The following is a 21014-nucleotide window of genomic DNA, read 5'->3' on the forward strand; positions in this document are numbered from 1 at the left end:
AAATCTGTTTATGTGCTTACTAAATCAACGATTTAAGCCTAAGCGCTAAGCAAGTTTATGGAGCTGAGCTATATGGGTAAATCACTAATTACAGGCATAGATATCAGCCACCAGAGTATCAAAGCGGTGGTCTTAAAACCTGAAAAAGACACTTTTGCACTTGTTGGTTATCACCAAATGCCAGTCGAAGCGGACATTTTCACTGATAACTACAGGTTAAATTATCAGAAAATTGTAAAGAAACTCAAAGAACTAAGAAAGGCTTTGCCACTATTTAGTCGCAAAGTGTGTCTGAGTGTTCCTGATAGTTCAGTAATAAGTAAGCAATTACAAATAGATAGCAATTTGAGTGACGCCGAATGCCAGTTTGCGATTACTCAAGCTTTTGCGAGGCAGTCGTCTGTAGATGTGGAAGCGCTGTATTTGGATTTTACCTTATTGTCCCACAATAAGGCGCAAGACTATCAAGTCTACGCGGTGAGAAAAGGGTGTGTGGATAGTCGGGTTGCGCCATGCCTTAAAGTGGGCATGGAGCCTGTTCTGATCAACCCCTATTCACATAACCTTGCTCAGTTATGGCGACGTGCTGCAAAACAATATCAACAGTCAAATTGGTTACTGATTGACTTCAACTGGCACGGAATCGCGTTATATTGTGAAGCTGAGCCACTACGCCTGATAGACAAAACGTTCAGCTTGGAAAGTCTGGAACATGATGTCATTCGAAAGACATTAGAAAAGTTAGTTCTCCATATTCAGCTACTGGATATCAAACTCAATGGGGTTTGGCTAAGTGGTGAAATACATTTCTTTTCTTCGTTTATCCAAACAATGAAATCCGATGCAGGACTGGCGTGTATTCCGCTTAAGCTGGGTGATTTGTTCCGCTGCAAGCTAGAAACGAGAGCAGATTTCGGCCCTCAATTCTCCCAAGCACTTGGGCTGGCGTTAAGTGGTGCTTCTTGGTTGGAGAGGCATGATGCAGCTTAATATTAATCTGCTGCCTTGGCGGGAAAGGCAACGTCAGATGCAAATCCGTCGATTCCTGCTGAGTCTTTTTGCGGTGAGTGTTGTTGCTGTGTTTAGTATCGCGGGCGTGAGCCGATATTTGCAGTTACAACTGGATATTCAACAGGGGAGAGTCGATCAACTGACAAGGTGGGATAGCAAGCTAGGGCAGCAATACGCTCAGTTAAGTGCCATCGAAAAAGAGATAGAGGAATTGAACAGTGAGTTTGCTGCTTTGCACAACCTGGATGCTAGACGCTATCTAATTGCCCAGCTAGGGAGCCTATTGCCTAGCGTACTTCCAGACCACGTCTATCTAGAGCAGATACACACCACAGGCAGACAAGTCAGGCTACATGGCAAGGCATCCTCAACAGAGCAGCTGTCTACGCTGTTAGCGCAACTTAATCGGACACCCATGGCTGAGTCGGTCGCCATGCAATCGGTGTTACACCATCAGTCACAAAGTCAGCAAAACTATCAGGTTTTCACATTGACCTTTGAGCTAGTGGAACCAGAACATGATTGATCTACGTGATATTGAACTGGTGACGCTAGCTCAGCTACCCAAGTTCCAGCAACATATCATGCTAGGTGCTTATCTACTGGTATTGTTGTTATTGGGCTATGCCCTTTTCCTGTCCCCGCAACTCGCGCGATTGGATTCGCAACTGGCTAAGGAGAAACAGCGACTAAGTGCTATTCAGTCTAAAAGCCACAATGTATCGTCTCTAGAACAACGTAAAAGTGAGCTCGAGTCGCTGCGGAAAAGAAATAACTTGCTGGAAAAACAAGTACTGCAGCCGATGGAATTGACCCAAGTATTGAGTGATCTTCATCGGATTGCGGAGCAACATGGTTTGGTGTTTCCACGCATAGTTCAGGGAAGCCAAACACATGCTGATTCCTACCTACAATGCTCGCTGCAATTTGAGCTCACAGGGCGTTACCATCAAATTACGGCCTTCTTTCAGTCAATCTTAACGCTATCTTATCCGGTTCACTTTGATGCCTTGCACTGGCGAAGAGTACAGGCTGGAAGCAATAAGCTGTATGTCAAAGGCCACATCTATCTCTTTCAATCTAACCATGAGGTGAGTGATGCCTACTAAGTTCGTCATGCCATTCATAATACTGATATTGCTCGGATGTAGAGCAAATCAGCAACCTCTTGAATTGCTGGTGCCTAAAGCCGCTCAGCATCAACAGGACGAGAGCTCGGACTTTATCCCTGCTATTGGTCAAGCTCATCTGCGAACGGTTTCCGATTTTCAATCAGAACGAGATCCTTTTGCATTGCCAGAAAGCATTTCACACGCTCGCCCTGAGAAGCCACTTTGTCAGTCGAACCCTAACGTCGCCTCAAAGGGTGAGCTGGCAGGCTATCCTCTTCAGCAGCTGCGGCTGGCCGGTACGATGGGTAAAGAGCGTGAGCAGACTGCACTGATCGAGCTTCCTTCTGGGAACATTATTAAATCTAAGCTCGGGCAATCAATAGGTGTCAATAAAGGCACCATCACCAGCATTTCCTCAGATGTGATTCAAATTCGCGAGATGGTGAAAGATCATCAAGGGTGCTGGACTACCAGAAGTGTCAGGCTAGCGATGAACTAGGTGATATCGAAAATGGTTTTTAAGGGAGCAAGGTGGCTCAGTGTGCTGCTGATTGGCGTGGGGACTGCGTTTAATGCAGCAAGCAATGATGAGATGAGGCCTGAGCTTGAGGCAGAAGAAAGCGGGGCAGACACGCTTTCCGTCAATTTTCAGGATATTCCGGTGCGCCAGGTATTACAGCAGATTGCGGATTACAACGATTTTAATCTGGTTGTGTCAGATGCCGTGTCTGGCAATCTGACCCTGAGAGTGAAGGAGGTTCCGTGGCCACAGTTACTCGATATCATTTTGCGTATGAAGGGATTAGAGAAGCGCATGGATGGCAGTGTGTTGCTGGTGGCAACGGCGGCTGAAATTGCTCAGCTCAGACAACAGAAGTTGGAGCAGGAGAAAGTCACGGCTGAGCTTCAACCGTTAGAGTCTGAGATTATCGCTGTGAGATTTGCCAAAGCGGCAGATATTGCGGCTTTGCTAAGCGATAGTGCTGCAACGCGGATGTTGTCTGAACGAGGGGCGATTTCAATCGATTCTCGAACCAATAGCCTGTTAATTCGCGATGTAGCTATCAACATTCAAGCGATCAAGGCGATCATTGCGAAATTAGATGTACCGGTGAAACAAGTACAAATTGAAGCACGCATAGTCAGCTTGAATGAAGGCGATTTACAAGAGTTGGGTGTGCGTTGGGGGTTTAGTTCGACCAACGGCAGTCACAGTGTGGGAGGCTCGATAGAAAATAACTTAGCCAATCTCAATCTGTATGGTGATTCGGACTCGTCACTGGACGACTTTCTCAACGTCAACTTAGCGGCGACGTCCGTGAACGCTTCGACGATTGCTTTTCAGGTCGCTAAGCTGGGCAGTGACACTTTACTGGATTTAGAATTGTCAGCGTTGCAAAGGGAGTCGAGAGCAGAAGTCATATCCAGTCCGCGTCTGATTACCACCAACAAGCAACCGGCTTACATTGAGCAGGGGACTGAAATTCCTTATTTAGAGGCGGCCTCAAGCGGTGCAACCAGTGTGAATTTTAAAAAAGCAGTGTTAAGTTTAAAAGTTACTCCGCAAATCACATCGGATAACCGTTTGATTCTCGATCTGAATGTCACCCAAGATAGGCCGGGTCAAGTGGTCAAAACCGGCACTGGGGAAGCCGTTGCGATAGACACGCAACGTATCGGTACTCAGGTACTGGTCAATAATGGCGAAACCATTGTTCTGGGAGGCATTTATCAGCACAGTGTTTCGGATACGGTCGATCAGGTTCCGTTGTTAGGCGACATTCCTTTGCTAGGTGCGCTTTTTCGACGAACTTATCAGCAAATGGGTAAGAGCGAGTTGTTGATTTTTGTAACGCCAACAGTGGTTGTGCCTTAATCAATCAACAAACAGGCAAAAATAAATTTGCATTAGTGTCACCTTATCTAGATAATTTCGGGTCTTATCACGAATTATCTGTGAGGAATAGGTGCCACAAGCATATCTTTGACCAGAGAAATCTTGGTTTTCTTGTGGCGATGTCATTGAATTAACGTTGTAAATTACTGCTGAACATGGCTGAAAAACGCAATATTTTTCTTGTTGGCCCAATGGGTGCCGGCAAAAGTACAATTGGTAGACACTTGGCTCAACAACTTCATATGGAGTTTGTTGACTCGGACACTGTGATTGAAGAGCGCACTGGCGCAGATATCGCTTGGGTATTTGACGTAGAAGGCGAAGAAGGCTTCCGTGTCCGTGAAGAAAGGGTGATCAACGATCTGACAGAAGAACATGGTATTGTTCTGGCAACAGGCGGTGGTTCTATCAAGAGTAAAGAAAACCGCAACCGTTTATCGGCTCGCGGTATCGTCGTTTATTTAGAAACAACGATTGAAAAGCAACTTGCACGTACCAACCGTGACAAGAAACGTCCTCTGCTACAGACGGATAACCCTCGTGATGTGTTGGAGTCACTGGCTGGTGAACGCAACCCTCTTTACGAAGAAATCGCGGATTACACAGTACGTACTGACGATCAAAGTGCAAAAGTGGTAGCCAACCAGATCGTAAAAATGCTAGAAGAACGTTAAGACGTTAAATTTTAGCAACTGGAGAATACCCATGGAACGGATTACGGTCAGTTTAGGTGAGCGTAGCTATCCAATCTCAATTGGTGCCGGATTATTCAATGATCCGGCCCACCTTTCATTTTTATCAGCGAAACAAAAAGTTGTTGTGATTACCAATGTCACGGTAGCGCCTTTGTATGCCGATAAAATCTTATCTCTTCTTGAGCAAGTGGGCTGTGAAGCCTCAGTTCTTGAGCTACCAGATGGCGAACAGTACAAATCGCTGGATACTTTCAATACCGTGATGAGTTACCTTCTCGAAGGTAATTTCGCTCGCGATGTTGTTGTCATTGCCCTAGGCGGTGGCGTAATTGGTGATTTGGTTGGCTTCTCTGCGGCGTGTTATCAGCGTGGCGTCGACTTTATCCAAATTCCGACCACTTTGTTGTCTCAGGTGGATTCGTCGGTTGGCGGTAAAACGGCGGTGAACCACAAGCTGGGTAAGAACATGATTGGTGCCTTCTACCAGCCAAAGTCAGTGATCATTGATACCGACTGCCTTGCGACACTGCCTGAGCGCGAATTTGCTGCTGGCATTGCCGAGGTGATCAAGTACGGCATCATCTATGATCAGGACTTTTTTGTCTGGTTAGAAGAGAACCTTAACAAGCTGTACGAACTCGATGAGCAAGCATTGACTTATGCCATTGCGCGCTGCTGCCAAATAAAGGCGGAAGTGGTGGCTCAGGATGAAAAAGAGTCCGGCATTCGTGCATTACTGAACCTAGGTCATACATTTGGTCATGCGATCGAAGCTGAGTTAGGTTATGGTAAATGGCTACATGGCGAAGCGGTTTCTTCCGGCACTGTGATGGCAGCAAAAACTGCGCAGCTTCAAGGGCTTATCACAGAGCAGCAAGTAGAGAGAATTCTCTCTATACTGAAGAGAGCACAATTGCCCGTGCATACACCAGACACTATGACTTTTGACGACTTCATGAAACACATGATGCGCGATAAAAAAGTGCTCTCTGGTGAACTGCGTTTAGTGTTGCCAACCAGCATCGGCAGCGCAGAAGTAGTTAAAGGTGTGCCTGAATCGGTCATCAAGCAAGCGATCGATTTTTGTCGCGATATCTAAATTCTTTTCTTTAGACAGTGGACTGTCATTAGGATGGTTGAATGAGTTTGACGCATGAATCCCGTGTGTTGGAGTTAGATTCTCAAGTAGAATTGCTTGAGCGAATGCAATTGCTGACTAACTTCGGGTCAAACTTAGTCACTGTTGGTGGAGCATCAGGGGCCGGTAAATCTTGGCTGGCCCAACGCTACCTTGAAGCGTGGGCGTCAGATAAAAACCAATCGCTCCTGATGTGTCATCCAAGCCAGGATGACCAACAACGCCGCACCATGATTCTGACCCAGCTCTTTTCTGAGCCGATGTTCAATCCTGCCGACCCATTAGCCGAAAGTTTTGCTCGCCAGATAGAAGGGGAAAGCTGCGATGCTGTTATCGTTGTTGATGATGCGCATTTGCTGCAGGAATCCTTTGTTTCTGAATTGTGGATGTTGATTCTGGAAGCGCAGGAAAATCCAGCGTGGACAATCAACGTGGTCTTGTTCGCTCAGTCCAACAGCCTCGATGTACTACTGACCCGCCTTAGCTATGGTCAGGATCACAAGCCGATCGATTTAGAGATTGAACCGTTGACTCAGGACGAAGCGGATCGATTTTTTGAACACCTGGTGATTCGCTTTGTCGAAGATGAAAGAGAGAAGCGCGTACGTAACGCATACCGAACTGTTGCCCGTCGTCCGGGTGAGATTATGGCTTTAGGGGATCATAAAGTGGAAAAAAGGATCATTATCCGCTCAATCATTGGCTCACCAATCAATATTGCTTTGGTGGTGATTACGTTGCTGGTACTGATAGGTGGTGGTTACTGGTGGATGATGAGCCAGCCTTCGCCGGATGACAAAGCGCAGCAGATGACAGACTCTATCGAGCAGACTGTGATTCCAACGTTACCTGTTGATGCCCAAGATACTGAACAGCAAGGCTCAATGAGTGACGATCAGGCTTCTGATCCTATGTTGTCTTCGGCAGAAGATGATTCGGAATCTCTTCCTCCGGCAGTGACGGAGCAAACTTCGAGTGTAGGTAATGCTTCGGATGATCATCAGCGCGTTGTGATTACTTCAGAAGTCGTGGACGCTTTGTTGGAAGGTAAACCTGAAAAAGTCGATACGACAGCGATACAGGAAGTGGTTGAGCAATCGGTCCCTAAATCGGATGTACCTGACACAGCATCGAGTGCGGTGGCTGAACCTGCCGCGCAAACTGAGGTTGCCACTCAGGTAGAAAAGCCAATTGTGAAGTTTTCTTTCACGAAAGATGAGCTGAAGAGCTTCTCTCCTCGCAGTTATACCCTTCAACTGGCCGCTGTGCGTTCTCTGGAAGATGTGCAAGTTTTCCTAGATAAGCACAATTTGGCTGCCAACGTGTATATATACCCGACCGTTCGCAACGAAGTAGAGTGGTTTATCATCACTTATCAAAACTATCCAACCATTCAGGTGGCGAGAGATGCCGTTGAAGCGCTTCCAGCTGATTTACAGCAGCTGGATCCTTGGGCTAAATCCCTCAGTCAGGTCCACCGAGAAATTGATCGAGTGAAATAACGCTGAGCTTAGCGGGAAAATATGTTACATTCCGCAGCCTTAATTTGTGGTTGATAGATAGAGCAGTAGATGAAGAAGCAGCGTGCCTTCCTGAAATGGGCAGGTGGAAAATACGGACTTGTCGAAGATATCCAGCGATACTTGCCCGAAGGGCGTAAGCTGGTTGAACCGTTCGTTGGCGCTGGTTCGGTTTTCCTGAATACTGACTATGAGCAGTACCTGCTTGCAGACATCAACCCAGATTTGATTAATCTCTACAACTTACTCAAAGAGAGCCCGGAAGCGTACATTTCCGAAGCAAAGCGTTGGTTTGTGCCTGAGAATAATCGCAAAGAAGCTTACTTGTCGATCCGAGCGCAGTTCAATGCGACGGAAGACGTGATGTACCGTTCATTGGCTTTTCTGTATATGAACCGTTTCGGTTTTAACGGCCTATGTCGCTACAACAAGAAAGGTGGCTTTAACGTTCCTTTTGGCTCATATAAAAAGCCGTACTTCCCTGAAGCTGAGCTGGAATTCTTTGCCAAAAAAGCCAAGAAAGCGACTTTTGTATGCGAAAGCTATACGGATACCTTTAAACGTGCTCGTAAAGGCAGTGTTGTGTATTGCGACCCGCCGTATGCGCCACTGTCTAATACCGCCAATTTTACCTCCTATGCCGGTAACGGATTTACGTTAGACGATCAGGCTGCCTTAGCGGATGTAGCGGAAAGAGCGGCAAAAGAGCGTCACATTCCGGTGTTGATTTCTAATCACGATACCACGCTTACTCGTCGCTTGTACCATGGGGCGGAACTCAACGTGGTTAAGGTGAAGCGCACCATCAGTCGCAATGGCGCTGGGCGCAATAAAGTGGATGAGCTACTGGCATTGTTTAAGCCAGACGATCAGCACTAACGACATTTCTCTTATCTCATCTATCTTCTGACCTTTAGCTTCGGTAGAATTGCGCTCAACTTGTATTCAATGGTTTTGCCCAATAAATTCTAGAGGTCAGGTATGAAAGATTTCCTTATCGCTCCATCCATTTTGTCTGCAGACATGGCTCGTCTTGGTGAAGATGTTGAAAAAGTGCTCGCAGCGGGTGCGGATGTGGTTCACTTCGACGTTATGGATAACCATTACGTTCCTAACCTGACTTTTGGTGCTCCTATCTGTCAGGCACTGCGTGATTACGGTATTACAGCACCGATTGATGTGCATCTGATGGTGAAGCCAGTCGATCGTATTATTCCGGATTTTGCCAAAGCCGGTGCGTCAATGATTACCTTCCACATTGAAGCGTCTGAACACGTTGATCGCACACTGCAACTGATCAAAGAACATGGTTGTAAAGCGGGTGTGGTACTCAACCCAGCAACGCCACTTTCTCACCTTGAATACATCATGGATAAGATCGATATGATTCTTTTGATGTCAGTGAACCCAGGCTTTGGTGGTCAGTCTTTCATTCCTAAAACACTGGATAAGCTGCGTGCAGTACGCAAGATGATCGATGAATCTGGCCGCGACATCCGTCTGGAAATTGATGGTGGTGTCAAAGTCGACAATATTCGAGAAATCGCTGAAGCGGGTGCTGATATGTTTGTCGCAGGTTCCGCGATCTTCAACCAACCTGACTACAAAGAAGTCATCGACCAGATGCGTGCTGAATTAGCAAAGGCAGAGTAATTGAATGAGCAATATTAAACTTATCGCGTTTGACTTGGATGGTACTTTACTGGATAGCGTGCCTGACCTAGCAGTGGCTGCCGACCAGGCTGTACAAGCACTTGGTTACCCAGCAGTAACGGAAGAGCAAGTTCGTGACTACGTAGGTAACGGCGCTGATGTGCTTATTGGGCGCTCGCTGAGTCGCAGTCTAACGGTATCGCCTGATTTGGATCCAGAACTGCATGCCAAAGCTCGTGTTCTTTTCGATGATTATTATGAACAAAGCGGACACAAGCTAAGCCACCTTTACCCTGCGGTTAAAGAAACCTTGGCCGAGTTGCACAAAGCGGGTTTTACAATGGCGCTGGTGACCAACAAGCCTTCGAAGTTCGTACCTGATGTGTTGGCAAAGCACGGCATTGATAAGTACTTTGTTGATGTGATTGGTGGTGACACTTTCCCAGAGAAAAAACCGAACCCAATGGCATTGAACTGGTTGCTTGAGAAACATGGTTGTCAGCCACGAGAAATGTTGATGGTGGGTGATTCTAAGAATGACATTCTGGCAGCGAAAAATGCGGGTTGCGCTTCGTTCGGTTTGACTTACGGATACAATCATGGTGAGCCGATTTCGCAGTCTCAACCGGATTTTGTTGCAGACACAATCGCAGATCTAGTGGATGTGGTAGCGGTTTCCGCTTAGTAGCAACAAAAGATCTTCCAAAATACTCGTTAATGAGTACACTGAGTAAACCGTGTGGCTAGAATCCACACGGTTTTTTTCATTTTTTAGATAAGAAGTCAAAGGAACTATTCCCATGAGCAAACCCATTGTATTGAGTGGTGTTCAACCATCAGGTGAACTAAGTATCGGTAACTACTTGGGTGCTCTACGTCAATGGCAACAGATGCAAGACGATTACGATTGCCAATATTGTGTTGTAGACCTTCATGCGATCACGGTTCGTCAGGACCCGAAAGCGCTGCATGAAGCGACTCTAGACGCATTAGCGATCTGTCTGGCAGTTGGTGTTGATCCACAAAAGAGCACGCTATTTGTTCAGTCACACGTACCAGAGCATGCTCAACTTGGTTGGCTTCTTAACTGCTACACCCAAATGGGCGAGCTGAGCCGTATGACTCAGTTTAAAGACAAATCGGCGCGTTATTCGAAAGACAGCTCAAGCCAGTTTGGCGATGTGAACGTTGGCCTGTTTGATTACCCTGTACTAATGGCGGCGGATATCCTGCTGTACGGCGCACACCAAGTACCAGTGGGTAGCGATCAGAAGCAGCACCTTGAACTAGCTCGTGATGTTGCGACTCGTTTCAACAACATCTACTCGCCAGAGCAGCCAATCTTCCAAGTCCCAGAACCGTACATTCCGACGGTGAATGCACGTGTTATGAGCCTTCAGGATGCGACGAAGAAGATGTCGAAATCAGACGATAACCGTAAGAATGTGATTACTCTGCTAGAAGAGCCTAAATCGATCATCAAGAAGATCAACAAAGCTCAGACAGATGCAGAAACGCCGCCACGTATTGCCCATGATTGGGACAACAAAGCGGGTATCTCTAACTTAATGGGTCTGTACTCGGCAGCGACAGGTAAGAGCTTTGAAGAGATCGAAGCGCAATACCAAGGCGTTGAGATGTATGGTCCATTTAAGAAAGATGTGGGCGAAGCGGTTGTGGCTATGCTCGAGCCTATCCAAGCTGAATATCACCGTATCCGTGCAGATCGCGCATACATGGATCAAGTGATGAAGCAGGGTGCTGAAAAAGCCTCAGCTCGCGCAGCAGAGACGCTGAAGAAAGCATACGAAGCGGTAGGTTTTGTGGCTCGCCCATAGACCTGGCTAATTTCGGTAAATATAAAAAACGGACTCATTTTGAGTCCGTTTTTTTATATCCAATTTGTGATGCTATTGAGCACCTTCAAATCCCATCTGACGCCAAGCTTCAAAAGCAATAATGGCGACTGCGTTAGATAAATTCAGGCTGCGAGCATCAGGCATCATTGGGATGCGAATACGCTGTTCCATTGGCATGCTCTCAATCAGCTCTGCTGGTAGGCCGCGGGTTTCTGGGCCAAACAATAAAACATCGCCTTGTTGAAAGTTAGCGTCGACGTGATGACCGGTTGTTTTTGTCGTACAAGCAAAAATGCGGAAGGTTTCGCGCTCTTTTTCTAGGTACTCAACAAACGCCTGATAGTTTTTATGGCGAGTAACACGTGCCAGATCATGGTAGTCAAGCCCAGCACGGCGGACTTTTTTCTCTTCTAAATCAAACCCTAATGGCTCAATTAAATGCAGGTTTGCACCACAGTTGGCACACAGGCGAATGATGTTTCCTGTATTTGGGGCAATTTCAGGCTCATAAAGGGCGATATCGAACATAGTGTTAATTTCTTATCATCTGCTGGGAAGCTAAGCAGTATAAGGCGGCTTTAAAATGCCGCCAAGCCTGAAGTGGTGAGTTTTTGCTATGCGTTTTGCGCTAGTGCTGCTGCATAGTTCTCGCTTACCGCATCCCAGTTAACCACATTCCACCAAGCGTCAATGTACTCAGGGCGACGGTTTTGATAACTGATGTAGTAAGCGTGTTCCCATACATCTAGCGCTAAAATAGGCTCACCTTGAACGCTAGCAACATCCATCAAAGGATTGTCCTGATTGCTGGTGGAGGCAATGTGCAGTTTGCCGTCTTTGACAACTAACCAGGCAAAGCCGGAGCCAAATGTATTGATGGCAGCTTCGGCAAACAGAGATTTAAACTGCTCGAAGTCACCGAAAGTCGCGTCAATTTCCTTGGCTAATTCACCTTGAGGTTCGCCACCTGCACCGGGTGCCATGCAATTCCAGTAAAGGATATGGTTGTAGTAGCCACCACCATTGTTACGTACTGCCGGAGCGTGCTGAGAAATGTTGGCGAAGATGTCGCTCAGTGAGGCATGTTCCAGCTCCGTCCCTTTGACCGCAGCAACGAATTTGTCGAAGTAAGTGCGGTGATGCTTGCTGTAATGGACTTCCATGGTTTTAGCATCAATGTAAGGTTCGAGTGAGTCGTATGCGTAAGGCAACTCTGGGAAAATGTGAGACATAGTAAATCCTCCATAATTGAAGGATTTACTTTAAATGATAATGAGATCCATTATCAACTGTGTTTTTATAAGGTTATTGCACTGGTACGAGTGGTAGGCGGATTTCTACTCTCAAGCCTCCGAGCTCACTGCGCAGTGCTTGTATAGAGCCGCTGTGCTGTCGAATTGCGTTTTCGGTGATCGCTAATCCTAAACCTGTACCGCCGCTGTGGCGATCTCGTGCGGTCGAGACACGATAGAAAGGCCGGAAAATGGCTTCCAGTTCTTGCTCGGGTACACCTTCACCATTGTCGTCGACAGCAATCGTGAGCTGATCGGCATGAATGCGGAGTGACACCTGAATGACGTCTTTTCCGTAATAGATGGCGTTACGCACAATATTGTCGACGGCACTCATGAGCAATTTCGGATTGCCCGAAATGGTGCGCTCTGGAATGGCATCGTAGCGGAGTGTTTTGTTCATCTGCTCGGCTTCAAATTGCGCATCCGAGAGAATCGCTTCCCACAAACTACCAATGGGTTGCTGTTCTCGTTCTACATGGCTGTCGACCTGCATTCGAGACAGCTCGAGAAGTTCGCCGATCATCTGTTCTAAACGCTGTGCTTCGGTATCGATACGATTGAGTTCAGGGCTTTCTCCTTGTTTACGTGATGCCAAGGCCGTGGCCATTCTCAATCGAGTCAAGGGAGAGCGCAACTCATGCGAAATGTCGGATAACAAGCGCTGCTGACCAGAAATCATCTGGTTGACCGCTTCAACCATCTGGTTAAAGCTTTTACCGGCCTGACGGAATTCAGACGTGCCTTTTTCCAGTTGTGGGTCGACAAAAAATTCGCCTTTCGCAACCCGTTTAGCGGCGCGCTCCAACTTACGAGCGGGTTGACTTAGCGCCCACGCTAACCAAAGCAGTAGAGGAGTGCTGACCAGCATCACAGCGAAAAGCAGCTGAAATGGTTTATCAAACAGGCGAATCAAAAACGGTGACGGTTGATTCCACTTCATGCCGACGTAGAGCAAAAGGTCTTTCTGGGCCAGAGTAACGGGCAGCGGGCCCGCCACCATGTAGTGGCCATACAATCTCTGCTTAGGATGCTCTGGGTTTTCGATACTGGTGATAAAGTTCTGCACGGCTTTAAGCTTGAAATCTTTGCGGTCACGCGTGGTCAGAATATTGCCTTCCAGATCGGTCAGAACAAAACGCGGGCGGGGATCGCGCGGCGAACGCTTTGGCCCTTCAAGCTGAAATATAATCCGGCGAAGATCCTGTTCGCGCGCAAAGTTCTTCTCTATCTTCTGTTTGATTCCGATGAGCTTTTTATAATGATCGGCCGGAATATCCCTCGATTTTCGTGGATCCAAATGAGGTAACGACAGTACGGCGATCAGCACCAGAAACATGGTAAACCAGAAGATGGCAAAGATACGCCCATACAAGCTGGTGATCTTAGGCAGACGCATCAATTTTCCTCAACCAGTAGATAGCCGCGTCCGCGCAGTGTTTTAATACGAGACTTGCCATCTTCGCGCTCTGGCAGTTTTTTGCGTAGGTTGGATACGTGCATATCGATGGCGCGGTCAAATGCCGCTAAGCGCTTACCTAGCACATCTAAGCTGAGCGTTTCCTTGGTCAGCGTTTCCCCCGGATGCTGAACAAAGTGGCTCAGCAGTGCGAACTCTGTAGTGGTCAGATCTAGGTACTGTTCTTGGCAGTAGGCTTCCTGCTTACCCGGATAGATTTTAATGTCCTGATACTGAATGCAATCACTGTTTTTGTTGCCGCCTTTCGATTGAGTGCGACGCAAAATAGCGCGGATTCGGGCCAGTAATTCTCGGTCACTGAAAGGTTTTGGTAGATAATCGTCAGCACCTAGCTCCAAGCCAATGACACGGTCAATTTCTTCGCCTTTCGCAGTCAGCATCAAGACAGGGGTTTCCCAGTGCTCACGCAAGCGTTTGAGGGTTTCCATTCCATTCAGCTTAGGCATCATGACATCGAGCAGCACTAAATCTATGCTGTCGTTAATGGCTTCAAGCCCTGCTTCTCCGTCATTGGCTTCAGATACGAGATAACCTTCAAATGTCAGTACTTCTTTAAGCAGGCTGGTCAGTTCGGTGTCATCGTCAATCAATAGGATGTTGGCCATGGAATACGTCTCTCAATCTTATCGGTTACACTAATATTACTGATTATTCGTCGAGAGCTTTAGTTTAATTTTTGCTCTTTACGATTCTTTACGCTCTCTAGACGTCACTTTACGTTGCAGTTCGTAATCTACACTCAAGCGCTGTCGAGACAGCTTGATTCCATCCCTCTGGATATGAAAGGTACGATTATGAAAACTGCAAAGAAACTGGTATTGGCTGCTGTTGTTCTTCCCCTCACACTAGGTACCGCGAGCGCATTTGCTTACGGTGGTAAAGACCACAAGAAAGGCCCACATGGTGAATTTGGCTTTGACCGCGGCATTATGCGCCAGCTGGACTTGACCGATGCGCAAAAAGATCAACTGAAAGAAATGCGCCAAGCCAGCAAAACGGAAATGAAAGCGAAGTTCAAAGACAACTTTGAAAGTCACCATGCTGAGATGCAGGCGAATAAAGAAAAGGTACAGGCGTTGCTACTCGCTGATACATTCGATGAAGCGGCGGCCAACGAACTGGCTAAGCAAATGGTTGAGAAGCAGACTGAGCGCAGAGTGAAGATGCTTGAAAAGCAACATCAGATGCTGAGCATTCTGACACCGGAGCAGAAAACCAAATATGTTGAGCTACAGAAAGAGCGCTCTGAAAAGCGTTTAGAGAAGATGCAGGAGCGTTTTAGCGACAGCTGATCTTTGTGTACAGATTCAGGCGGCCAATTGGCCGCCTTTTTTGTATCATTTTTATTCAATAATTTGCGGGTTATACTTAAGGTAATGTTTTTCAAACGCTTTACTTTATGAAACACGAATATGCGCGCTTGGTGACACTGGCTGCTTGGACAGCTACGATTGTCGCGACGTTGCTGCTGGTGGTAAAACTGGCGGCGTGGTGGGTAACGGGCTCAGTCAGTCTACTCGCCTCATTGATTGACTCTATGCTTGATATTGCCGCGTCTCTGGTCAACCTTTTTGTCGTCAGGTATTCATTACAACCTGCCGACAGGGAACACACCTTTGGCCACGGCAAAGCGGAGTCTTTGGCTGCATTGGCTCAGGCGATGTTTATTTCAGGCTCTGCGGTATTTCTTATTCTCAATGGTGTTGAGCGCTTCTTCAGGCCTCATGAATTGCAATCTCCCGAGTACGGGGTGTATGTAAGCATGTTCGCCATTGCGGTTACTTTCGCCCTGGTTCAGTTCCAGAAACATGTTGTGAGACAAACAGGCAGCCAGGCTATTGCTGCAGACTCTTTGCATTATCAGTCTGATTTGTACATGAACGCTGCGATTATGCTGGCGCTTGGCTTGAGTTGGTTCGGTGTGACGCAAGCGGATGCCGTGTTCGCAGTGGGCATTGGCCTGTACATTCTTTATAGCGCTGTGCAGATGGTACGGGAAGCGATTCAGACCTTACTGGACCGCAAGTTGCCGGATGAAGAGCTGGAAGCGATCAAAGCGTGCTGCCAGTCGGTCGATGGAGTCTTAGGGGTACACCAACTAAGGACCCGTATGTCGGGCCCAACGCGCTTTATTCAGTTGCACTTGGAGCTCGAAGATCAGATTCCTTTGATTGAAGCGCATCGCATTTCCGATCAGGTTGAGAATCAGCTACTTGAGCTGTTCCCCCATGCCGATGTATTGATCCATCAGGATCCTTATTCGGTGGTTCTCGGGCCTGAGAAAGAGCAAAAAGTCCAAGATTGGTAAACCAGGATTAGCAAGACAGCACGCAGCGACAAAACAGCGCTTATTGACTATCTTTTCATCGGGACGACAATTCACTGTGATCCTGATATGTATCAAATCAGTGAAAGCGCAAAGCTGTAATACTCTTACATAAGTAGAAAAGTTACATAATTTCGTGCAAATAAAAGTAGTATTCCTTGCCCGTCAAGGTAACATATTGCGCAGCTATAAGAATCTTGTCAGTAATTTGGCTGAAAATTGCTGACGTAAAAATTGAAATAAGATTCCCAAAAATCGAGGGTGAGCATGATTAAGAAGATCGGTGTTTTGACAAGTGGCGGTGACGCACCAGGCATGAACGCGGCAGTACGCGGCGTGGTTCGCACAGCTCTATCGGAAGGTTTAGAAGTTTTCGGCGTTTACGACGGATACTTGGGCTTGTATGAAGACCGTATCAAGAAGCTTGATCGTTCAAGCGTATCTGATGTGATCAACAAAGGCGGTACTTTCCTAGGCTCTGCACGTTTCCCTGAATTCAAAGATGTTGCCGTGCGTGAAAAAGCAATCGAAAACCTTAAAAAACATGGTATTGAAGCGTTAGTTGTTGTTGGCGGTGACGGTTCATACATGGGTGCGAAGAAACTGACAGAAATGGGTTACCCATGTGTCGGTCTACCGGGCACCATCGATAATGATATCGCCGGCACCGATTACACCATCGGCTACCTAACGGCACTCAACACAGTGATTGATGCGATTGACCGTCTGCGTGACACTTCTTCATCTCACCAGCGTATCTCTATTGTTGAGATCATGGGTCGTCATTGTGGTGATCTGACTCTGATGTCTGCGATTGCTGGTGGCTGTGAGTACATCATTACGCCGGAAACGGGACTGGATAAGCAGAAGCTGATCAACAACATCCAAGATGGCATCAAGAAGGGTAAGAAACACGCGATCATTGCTCTGACTGAGCTGATGATGGACGCCAATGAGCTGGCTAAAGAGATCGAAACGGCAACGGGCCGCGAAACTCGCGCGACAGTATTGGGTCACATCCAACGTGGTGGTCGTCCAACCGCATTTGACCGTGTGTTGGCGTCTCGTATGGGTAACTACGCTGTCCACCTACTGATGGATGGTAAAGGTGGCCGCTGTGTTGGCATCCAGAAAGAACAGCTGGTTCATCACGACATTATCGACGCGATTGAAAACATGAAGCGCCCAGTACGTGAAGACCTTTACAAAGTTGCGGAAGAGTTATTCTAAGCCGCAATGAATCAAAGAAAACCACCCAGTCGGGTGGTTTTTTTATGTCTCGTGCGAAGGGGGATTCTCTTTGGATCCTGAGCTCCTACGCCGCTGAATCTTCTGATGCACGCCACGACGTAGCGCCTGAATTCGATTTTCGGCTTTATCGACTCCGAACAAAACAACCAGCGCTAGCACTGTGATGACAACAGATTGCTGTAAATAGCCGAGACCAATCATCAGCCCCAGGGCGGCCAGCAGCCAAATCACGGCAGCTGACGTTACGCCATGGATTTTGCCGTCCAATGTCATCATCACCCCTGCGCCTAAGAAGCCAACACCGGTAATGATCTGACCCAGCACGCGCGCTTGATCTAAGGTGTTCGGTGAAAGAGAGACCGCCATCGACATAAACAGGTAAGTACCAGCGATGATCAGAATGGACGTTCTGATACCAACAGGTTTGCCTCGTGTCTGACGTTCAACGCCAATGAGCAGACCATTGATCGCGCAGCACAGGAGGGCTGGCCAATCAAACGGACCAAGGTCGAGCAGCGAATCTGGCAAGATGTACATAGTGTTCTCCTAAACCGCGGAGTATGCCGAGTGGCCTCGGTTTAGGCGAACAAAAGAGATTTATCTTGAGGATAAATAACGACTAACAGCCGGAAGTGGTCAGGCTAAAGCTCGGCTCTGACGAAGAGGTGGCTTCACTGTATTGCAGATAGCAATTTTGCGTGCTCTGACGGCGGTCGGCTGGAAGGTAGAGAATCACGCCGTCATTGGGGTCGGTATTGCTGAAATACCAATCGGCACCGTCTGATCCAAACGTGGCATCTTCAATGGTAGTTTCTAACAACTGCGACCAAGCGTTAGCATTGTCTGCTTTCGGGTAACCATAAACGATCGCGACGTTATCGCCTTCGATGGTTAATGTCGCGCTGGAAAGTGCATTTAGGTTCTCTACCGATGCCAGACCAATCACCTGCTCATTGGCACCCTGCATGGCTCCTTTCAAACCCTGCAAAGCCGAAGTGCGGGCATTGGACTGCAAATTGAGTAATCGAGGCAGGGCTGTCACGGCCAAAATGCCGAGTACCACAATCACGATCACCAGTTCAATTAGAGTAAAACCTTGTCTGTTTTTCATCTTTATTCTAGCTGTAAATCCAGTGGTGTTTTGCTGGTTCGGCCGCCGATTTCACGAGTGAGTTTCGGCACCAGATAACCAGAAACCCGTTCAATGACGCCTGCCATGATCTGTTTGGCTTGCTGATCAGAGATAAAAAAGTGCGCTGCGCCTTGTACCTTATCTAATACATGAATGTAGTAGGGCAGCACGCCTGCATCAAATAGTGACTCGCTGAGGGCAACCTGAGCCTCAACGCTGTCATTGACGCCTTTAAGCATGACGCCTTGATTGAGAAGAGTAACACCCTCACGGTGGAGTGAACTTAACGCATCTCTCAGTTCCTGATTGATTTCATTGGCGTGATTAATGTGCGTAACGAGAATGACCTGCAGGCGAGTACCAGCGAGCAGCTTGGTGAAGGTGGTGGTGATGCGAGCTGGAATCACAACAGGCAGGCGAGAGTGAATTCTCAAGCGCTTAATGTGTTGAATGTCCGAAATTTGCTCGATAAGCCATTGAAGTTCTTCATCTTTGGCCATCAGAGGGTCCCCACCAGAAAGAATGATCTCATTCAGTTCTGGGTGCTGGCGTACATAATCTAGGCTTTGCGACCATACCGATTTACTGCCTTTGTTTTCGTTGTATGGGAAATGACGACGAAAGCAATAGCGGCAGTTGATCGCACACCCACCTTTGACGATCATCAACGCCCGGTTACGATACTTGTGCAGTAGCCCAGGTATTTGATTGTCTTGTTCATCAAGAGGATCGGTTGAATACCCAGAATGCACATCGAACTCTTCTGAGAGCGGCAAGACCTGACGCAGCAAGGGATCAAACGGATTACCTTTCTCCATTCGATCAACAAAACTTTGCGGAACTCGTTGGGCGAACAGCTTGCGCGCTTCAAACCCGTTCTGCCACGGGGAAGGATCAATTTCCAGCTGCAGCAGAAGTTTTTCAGGATCAGAGATCCCATTCGCTAGCTGTTTGAGCCAGTTTTGCTCAACAGATTCGACTTTTCGGGTTATGATGTGCGGCATTAAATTTAACTCGAAGAATGGTAAGAGGAAAAAATGGCTACTGTTAGCACGAATGAATTCAAAGGCGGTCTTAAAATTATGCTTGATAATGAGCCTTGTGTCATTCTCGAAAACGAGTATGTAAAACCAGGCAAAGGTCAGGCATTTAACCGCGTTAAAATCCGTAAACTGCTTTCAGGCAAAGTTCTAGAGAAGACATTTAAGTCAGGCGACACTGTAGAAGTTGCGGACGTAATGGATATCGATCTGGACTACCTGTACAACGACGGTGAATTCTACCACTTCATGAACAACGAAACATTCGAACAAATTGCAGCGGATGTAAAAGCAGTTGGCGAAAATGCGAAGTGGTTGGTTGAAAACGACTCTTGTATGCTAACTCTTTGGAACGGTAACCCAATCGTTGTAACGCCACCAAACTTCGTTGAGCTGGAAGTAACGGATACTGACCCAGGCCTTAAGGGTGATACTCAAGGTACAGGTGGTAAGCCAGCAACACTAACAACGGGTGCCGTTGTACGAGTGCCTCTGTTCATCTCAATTGGCGAAGTGATCAAAGTAGACACTCGCTCTGGTGAATACGTAGGTCGCGTTAAGTAAGCGTAAACTTACTCAAGATTTAGAAAAGGTCACTTCGGTGGCCTTTTTTTGTTTCTACGTTAACTTTGATGTGCCACAATTCTTGCACTTGATTATGAGACTACACTAGTCAGTATGAAACAGTCCTTACGTATCTGGCTCGGCGCTGCTCGACCCAAAACACTGCCATTGGCACTGGTATCGATCTTAACCGGTAGTGTGCTGGCATATTCTACTCATCAATTTTCTTGGATGATCGCTATCTTAGCGTTTCTCACAGCGACGTTATTGCAGATCCTGTCCAACTTGGCCAACGATTATGGTGATGCGGTAAAAGGCACAGACAACGACAAACGTCTCGGACCAATGCGCGCGATCCAGTCGGGCGCTGTGACTCAGGCTGACATGAAGCAGGCGATCGTGATTAATATCATGTTGACCATGCTTGCTGGCTTAGCCCTCGTGTTTTATGCACTCGACAGTCTACAAAGTATTTTGGCTTTCATTGGTTTAGGTGTGCTGGCTATTGCTGCTGCCATCGCCTACACCGTAGGTAACAAGCCTTATGGTTATGTCGGGCTGGGTGATGTGTCCGTCTTTATCTTTTTTGGTTTGCTTGGCGTCGCCGGCACTTTCTTCCTCCATACTGGTATTGTCGCACCTTTGTTGGTTTTACCCGCTATAGGTTGTGGTTTACTCGCCGTCGCTGTATTGAACATTAACAATATGCGAGATATTGAAAACGACGAAGAATGCGGAAAGCGCACAGTTGCGGTGCGCCTTGGGCAGAAGAATGCGAAGCACTACCACACGTTGCTGTTGGCCGGGGCTGTCGTTGCGTTTATTGTCTACCTGCTGCTTCAGCCGGTACCCGTATGGCTGAGCTTGCCGTTTTTATTGAGCGTGCTGGTGATTTACAAACATGGTAAAGCCGTGTGGCAGGCAGAGCAGCCTGCGCAAATCGCCCCTATGATGCCAGTCATTGTGAAGTGCTCGCTGGTGACTAACTTATTGTTTGCTGGTGTGGTTATAGCTCAAACTCTGGCCAGTTAATTGAGTCTTGTC

The 21014-nt window shown here is 47.4% G+C and carries 24 protein-coding genes; 17 read left to right on the forward strand and 7 right to left on the reverse strand.

What is annotated here, in order from left to right:
• Nucleotides 1–72 precede the first annotated feature (72 nt).
• The 12 genes from pilM (at nucleotide 73) to trpS (ending at nucleotide 10864) form a co-directional block, all read left to right on the forward strand.
• The gene (gene pilM / locus F0265_RS21675; RefSeq protein ID WP_171750328.1) at nucleotides 73–990 is read left to right on the forward strand and encodes a pilus assembly protein PilM; all 918 of its coding nucleotides are present in this window, start codon (nucleotides 73–75) and stop codon (nucleotides 988–990) included.
• On the forward strand, nucleotides 977–1537 hold the full coding sequence (locus tag F0265_RS21680) for a PilN domain-containing protein (protein WP_253809533.1): 561 nt from the start codon (nucleotides 977–979) through the stop codon (nucleotides 1535–1537). Before pilM ends, F0265_RS21680 begins: the two co-directional genes overlap by 14 nt.
• Entirely contained in the window at nucleotides 1530–2120 is a 591-nt protein-coding gene (gene pilO / locus F0265_RS21685; RefSeq protein WP_171750329.1) for a type 4a pilus biogenesis protein PilO, read from the forward strand. Before F0265_RS21680 ends, pilO begins: the two co-directional genes overlap by 8 nt.
• On the forward strand, nucleotides 2110–2622 hold the full coding sequence (locus tag F0265_RS21690) for a pilus assembly protein PilP (RefSeq protein ID WP_171750330.1): 513 nt from the start codon (nucleotides 2110–2112) through the stop codon (nucleotides 2620–2622). The genes pilO and F0265_RS21690 overlap by 11 nt, the downstream gene beginning before the upstream one ends.
• Nucleotides 2623–2634: 12 nt before the next feature.
• Nucleotides 2635–3999: a type IV pilus secretin PilQ family protein gene (locus tag F0265_RS21695; RefSeq protein WP_171750331.1), complete on the forward strand. Its 1365-nt coding sequence runs from the start codon at nucleotides 2635–2637 to the stop codon at nucleotides 3997–3999.
• Nucleotides 4000–4175: 176 nt separating this feature from the next.
• Nucleotides 4176–4694, forward strand: a complete 519-nt coding sequence (gene aroK / locus F0265_RS21700; protein WP_006957155.1) for a shikimate kinase AroK — start codon at nucleotides 4176–4178, stop codon at nucleotides 4692–4694.
• Between the two features lie 31 nt (nucleotides 4695–4725).
• Nucleotides 4726–5814 (forward strand): 3-dehydroquinate synthase, encoded by a 1089-nt coding sequence (gene aroB, locus F0265_RS21705; RefSeq protein WP_021458026.1) that lies wholly within the window; start codon nucleotides 4726–4728, stop codon nucleotides 5812–5814.
• Nucleotides 5815–5855: 41 nt separating this feature from the next.
• Nucleotides 5856–7355 (forward strand): AAA family ATPase, encoded by a 1500-nt coding sequence (locus F0265_RS21710; protein WP_171750332.1) that lies wholly within the window; start codon nucleotides 5856–5858, stop codon nucleotides 7353–7355.
• A 69-nt stretch (nucleotides 7356–7424) separates the two neighbouring features.
• Nucleotides 7425–8252, forward strand: a complete 828-nt coding sequence (locus F0265_RS21715; RefSeq protein WP_045987327.1) for a Dam family site-specific DNA-(adenine-N6)-methyltransferase — start codon at nucleotides 7425–7427, stop codon at nucleotides 8250–8252.
• A 102-nt stretch (nucleotides 8253–8354) separates the two neighbouring features.
• The gene (rpe, locus tag F0265_RS21720) at nucleotides 8355–9026 is read left to right on the forward strand and encodes a ribulose-phosphate 3-epimerase (RefSeq protein ID WP_006957145.1); all 672 of its coding nucleotides are present in this window, start codon (nucleotides 8355–8357) and stop codon (nucleotides 9024–9026) included.
• 4 nt (nucleotides 9027–9030) lie between these two features.
• Nucleotides 9031–9711 (forward strand): phosphoglycolate phosphatase, encoded by a 681-nt coding sequence (locus tag F0265_RS21725; RefSeq protein WP_171750333.1) that lies wholly within the window; start codon nucleotides 9031–9033, stop codon nucleotides 9709–9711.
• Nucleotides 9712–9826: 115 nt separating this feature from the next.
• A complete protein-coding gene (trpS, locus tag F0265_RS21730) occupies nucleotides 9827–10864 on the forward strand; it encodes a tryptophan--tRNA ligase (RefSeq protein ID WP_171750334.1) in 1038 nt (345 codons plus the stop codon).
• Between the two features lie 72 nt (nucleotides 10865–10936).
• Here trpS and trmL read toward each other — a convergent pair whose 3' ends face one another.
• The 4 genes from trmL to F0265_RS21750 form a co-directional block, all read right to left on the reverse strand.
• Entirely contained in the window at nucleotides 10937–11413 is a 477-nt protein-coding gene (gene trmL, locus F0265_RS21735; protein ID WP_021458024.1) for a tRNA (uridine(34)/cytosine(34)/5-carboxymethylaminomethyluridine(34)-2'-O)-methyltransferase TrmL, read from the reverse strand.
• Nucleotides 11414–11499: 86 nt separating this feature from the next.
• A complete protein-coding gene (locus F0265_RS21740) occupies nucleotides 11500–12117 on the reverse strand; it encodes a superoxide dismutase (protein WP_171750335.1) in 618 nt (205 codons plus the stop codon).
• Nucleotides 12118–12190: 73 nt separating this feature from the next.
• Nucleotides 12191–13576 (reverse strand): envelope stress sensor histidine kinase CpxA, encoded by a 1386-nt coding sequence (cpxA, locus tag F0265_RS21745; protein WP_171750336.1) that lies wholly within the window; start codon nucleotides 13574–13576, stop codon nucleotides 12191–12193.
• Nucleotides 13576–14262 carry a response regulator gene (locus F0265_RS21750; protein WP_038509301.1) on the reverse strand — a complete coding sequence of 229 codons (687 nt, stop codon included), beginning with the start codon at nucleotides 14260–14262 and terminating at the stop codon, nucleotides 13576–13578. Before F0265_RS21750 ends, cpxA begins: the two co-directional genes overlap by 1 nt.
• A gap of 189 nt (nucleotides 14263–14451) precedes the next feature.
• Between F0265_RS21750 and F0265_RS21755 the strand changes: the two genes are divergently transcribed.
• The 3 genes from F0265_RS21755 (at nucleotide 14452) to pfkA (ending at nucleotide 17213) form a co-directional block, all read left to right on the forward strand.
• Nucleotides 14452–14949: a CpxP family protein gene (locus F0265_RS21755; protein ID WP_038509303.1), complete on the forward strand. Its 498-nt coding sequence runs from the start codon at nucleotides 14452–14454 to the stop codon at nucleotides 14947–14949.
• A 107-nt stretch (nucleotides 14950–15056) separates the two neighbouring features.
• Nucleotides 15057–15965, forward strand: coding sequence for a CDF family cation-efflux transporter FieF (fieF, locus tag F0265_RS21760; RefSeq protein ID WP_171750337.1), 909 nt, complete (start codon nucleotides 15057–15059; stop codon nucleotides 15963–15965).
• Nucleotides 15966–16250: 285 nt separating this feature from the next.
• On the forward strand, nucleotides 16251–17213 hold the full coding sequence (pfkA, locus tag F0265_RS21765; protein WP_006957135.1) for a 6-phosphofructokinase: 963 nt from the start codon (nucleotides 16251–16253) through the stop codon (nucleotides 17211–17213).
• A 42-nt stretch (nucleotides 17214–17255) separates the two neighbouring features.
• Here pfkA and F0265_RS21770 read toward each other — a convergent pair whose 3' ends face one another.
• From F0265_RS21770 to epmB, 3 genes are all read right to left on the reverse strand, one after another.
• Nucleotides 17256–17771: an MgtC/SapB family protein gene (locus F0265_RS21770; RefSeq protein ID WP_171750338.1), complete on the reverse strand. Its 516-nt coding sequence runs from the start codon at nucleotides 17769–17771 to the stop codon at nucleotides 17256–17258.
• An 82-nt stretch (nucleotides 17772–17853) separates the two neighbouring features.
• Nucleotides 17854–18345, reverse strand: coding sequence for a type II secretion system protein (locus F0265_RS21775; RefSeq protein WP_171750339.1), 492 nt, complete (start codon nucleotides 18343–18345; stop codon nucleotides 17854–17856).
• A 2-nt stretch (nucleotides 18346–18347) separates the two neighbouring features.
• Nucleotides 18348–19370, reverse strand: a complete 1023-nt coding sequence (epmB, locus tag F0265_RS21780) for an EF-P beta-lysylation protein EpmB (RefSeq protein WP_171750340.1) — start codon at nucleotides 19368–19370, stop codon at nucleotides 18348–18350.
• A 33-nt stretch (nucleotides 19371–19403) separates the two neighbouring features.
• On the opposite strand from epmB, the gene efp reads away from it, so the two are divergent.
• Nucleotides 19404–19970 carry an elongation factor P gene (gene efp, locus F0265_RS21785; protein WP_021458016.1) on the forward strand — a complete coding sequence of 189 codons (567 nt, stop codon included), beginning with the start codon at nucleotides 19404–19406 and terminating at the stop codon, nucleotides 19968–19970.
• Between the two features lie 114 nt (nucleotides 19971–20084).
• Entirely contained in the window at nucleotides 20085–21002 is a 918-nt protein-coding gene (locus F0265_RS21790; protein ID WP_171750341.1) for a 1,4-dihydroxy-2-naphthoate polyprenyltransferase, read from the forward strand.
• Nucleotides 21003–21014: the final 12 nt, after the last annotated feature.

Source organism: Vibrio sp. RE88, assembly GCF_013113835.1.
GTDB lineage: Bacteria > Pseudomonadota > Gammaproteobacteria > Enterobacterales > Vibrionaceae > Vibrio.

Coding starts and splice junctions, on each gene's coding strand:
- aroK (WP_006957155.1), top strand. CDS start 4,176: ATGGCTGAAAAACGCAATATTTTTCTTGTTGGCCCAATGGGTGCCGGC.
- F0265_RS21695 (WP_171750331.1), top strand. CDS start 2,635: ATGGTTTTTAAGGGAGCAAGGTGGCTCAGTGTGCTGCTGATTGGCGTG.
- F0265_RS21715 (WP_045987327.1), top strand. CDS start 7,425: ATGAAGAAGCAGCGTGCCTTCCTGAAATGGGCAGGTGGAAAATACGGA.
- F0265_RS21755 (WP_038509303.1), top strand. CDS start 14,452: ATGAAAACTGCAAAGAAACTGGTATTGGCTGCTGTTGTTCTTCCCCTC.
- F0265_RS21790 (WP_171750341.1), top strand. CDS start 20,085: ATGAAACAGTCCTTACGTATCTGGCTCGGCGCTGCTCGACCCAAAACA.
- F0265_RS21770 (WP_171750338.1), bottom strand. CDS start 17,771: ATGTACATCTTGCCAGATTCGCTGCTCGACCTTGGTCCGTTTGATTGG.
- F0265_RS21775 (WP_171750339.1), bottom strand. CDS start 18,345: ATGAAAAACAGACAAGGTTTTACTCTAATTGAACTGGTGATCGTGATT.
- pilM (WP_171750328.1), top strand. CDS start 73: ATGGGTAAATCACTAATTACAGGCATAGATATCAGCCACCAGAGTATC.
- aroB (WP_021458026.1), top strand. CDS start 4,726: ATGGAACGGATTACGGTCAGTTTAGGTGAGCGTAGCTATCCAATCTCA.
- F0265_RS21680 (WP_253809533.1), top strand. CDS start 977: ATGATGCAGCTTAATATTAATCTGCTGCCTTGGCGGGAAAGGCAACGT.
- F0265_RS21725 (WP_171750333.1), top strand. CDS start 9,031: ATGAGCAATATTAAACTTATCGCGTTTGACTTGGATGGTACTTTACTG.
- cpxA (WP_171750336.1), bottom strand. CDS start 13,576: ATGCGTCTGCCTAAGATCACCAGCTTGTATGGGCGTATCTTTGCCATC.
- pfkA (WP_006957135.1), top strand. CDS start 16,251: ATGATTAAGAAGATCGGTGTTTTGACAAGTGGCGGTGACGCACCAGGC.
- efp (WP_021458016.1), top strand. CDS start 19,404: ATGGCTACTGTTAGCACGAATGAATTCAAAGGCGGTCTTAAAATTATG.
- F0265_RS21690 (WP_171750330.1), top strand. CDS start 2,110: ATGCCTACTAAGTTCGTCATGCCATTCATAATACTGATATTGCTCGGA.
- F0265_RS21750 (WP_038509301.1), bottom strand. CDS start 14,262: ATGGCCAACATCCTATTGATTGACGATGACACCGAACTGACCAGCCTG.
- fieF (WP_171750337.1), top strand. CDS start 15,057: ATGAAACACGAATATGCGCGCTTGGTGACACTGGCTGCTTGGACAGCT.
- F0265_RS21710 (WP_171750332.1), top strand. CDS start 5,856: ATGAGTTTGACGCATGAATCCCGTGTGTTGGAGTTAGATTCTCAAGTA.
- F0265_RS21740 (WP_171750335.1), bottom strand. CDS start 12,117: ATGTCTCACATTTTCCCAGAGTTGCCTTACGCATACGACTCACTCGAA.
- rpe (WP_006957145.1), top strand. CDS start 8,355: ATGAAAGATTTCCTTATCGCTCCATCCATTTTGTCTGCAGACATGGCT.
- trmL (WP_021458024.1), bottom strand. CDS start 11,413: ATGTTCGATATCGCCCTTTATGAGCCTGAAATTGCCCCAAATACAGGA.
- trpS (WP_171750334.1), top strand. CDS start 9,827: ATGAGCAAACCCATTGTATTGAGTGGTGTTCAACCATCAGGTGAACTA.
- pilO (WP_171750329.1), top strand. CDS start 1,530: ATGATTGATCTACGTGATATTGAACTGGTGACGCTAGCTCAGCTACCC.
- epmB (WP_171750340.1), bottom strand. CDS start 19,370: ATGCCGCACATCATAACCCGAAAAGTCGAATCTGTTGAGCAAAACTGG.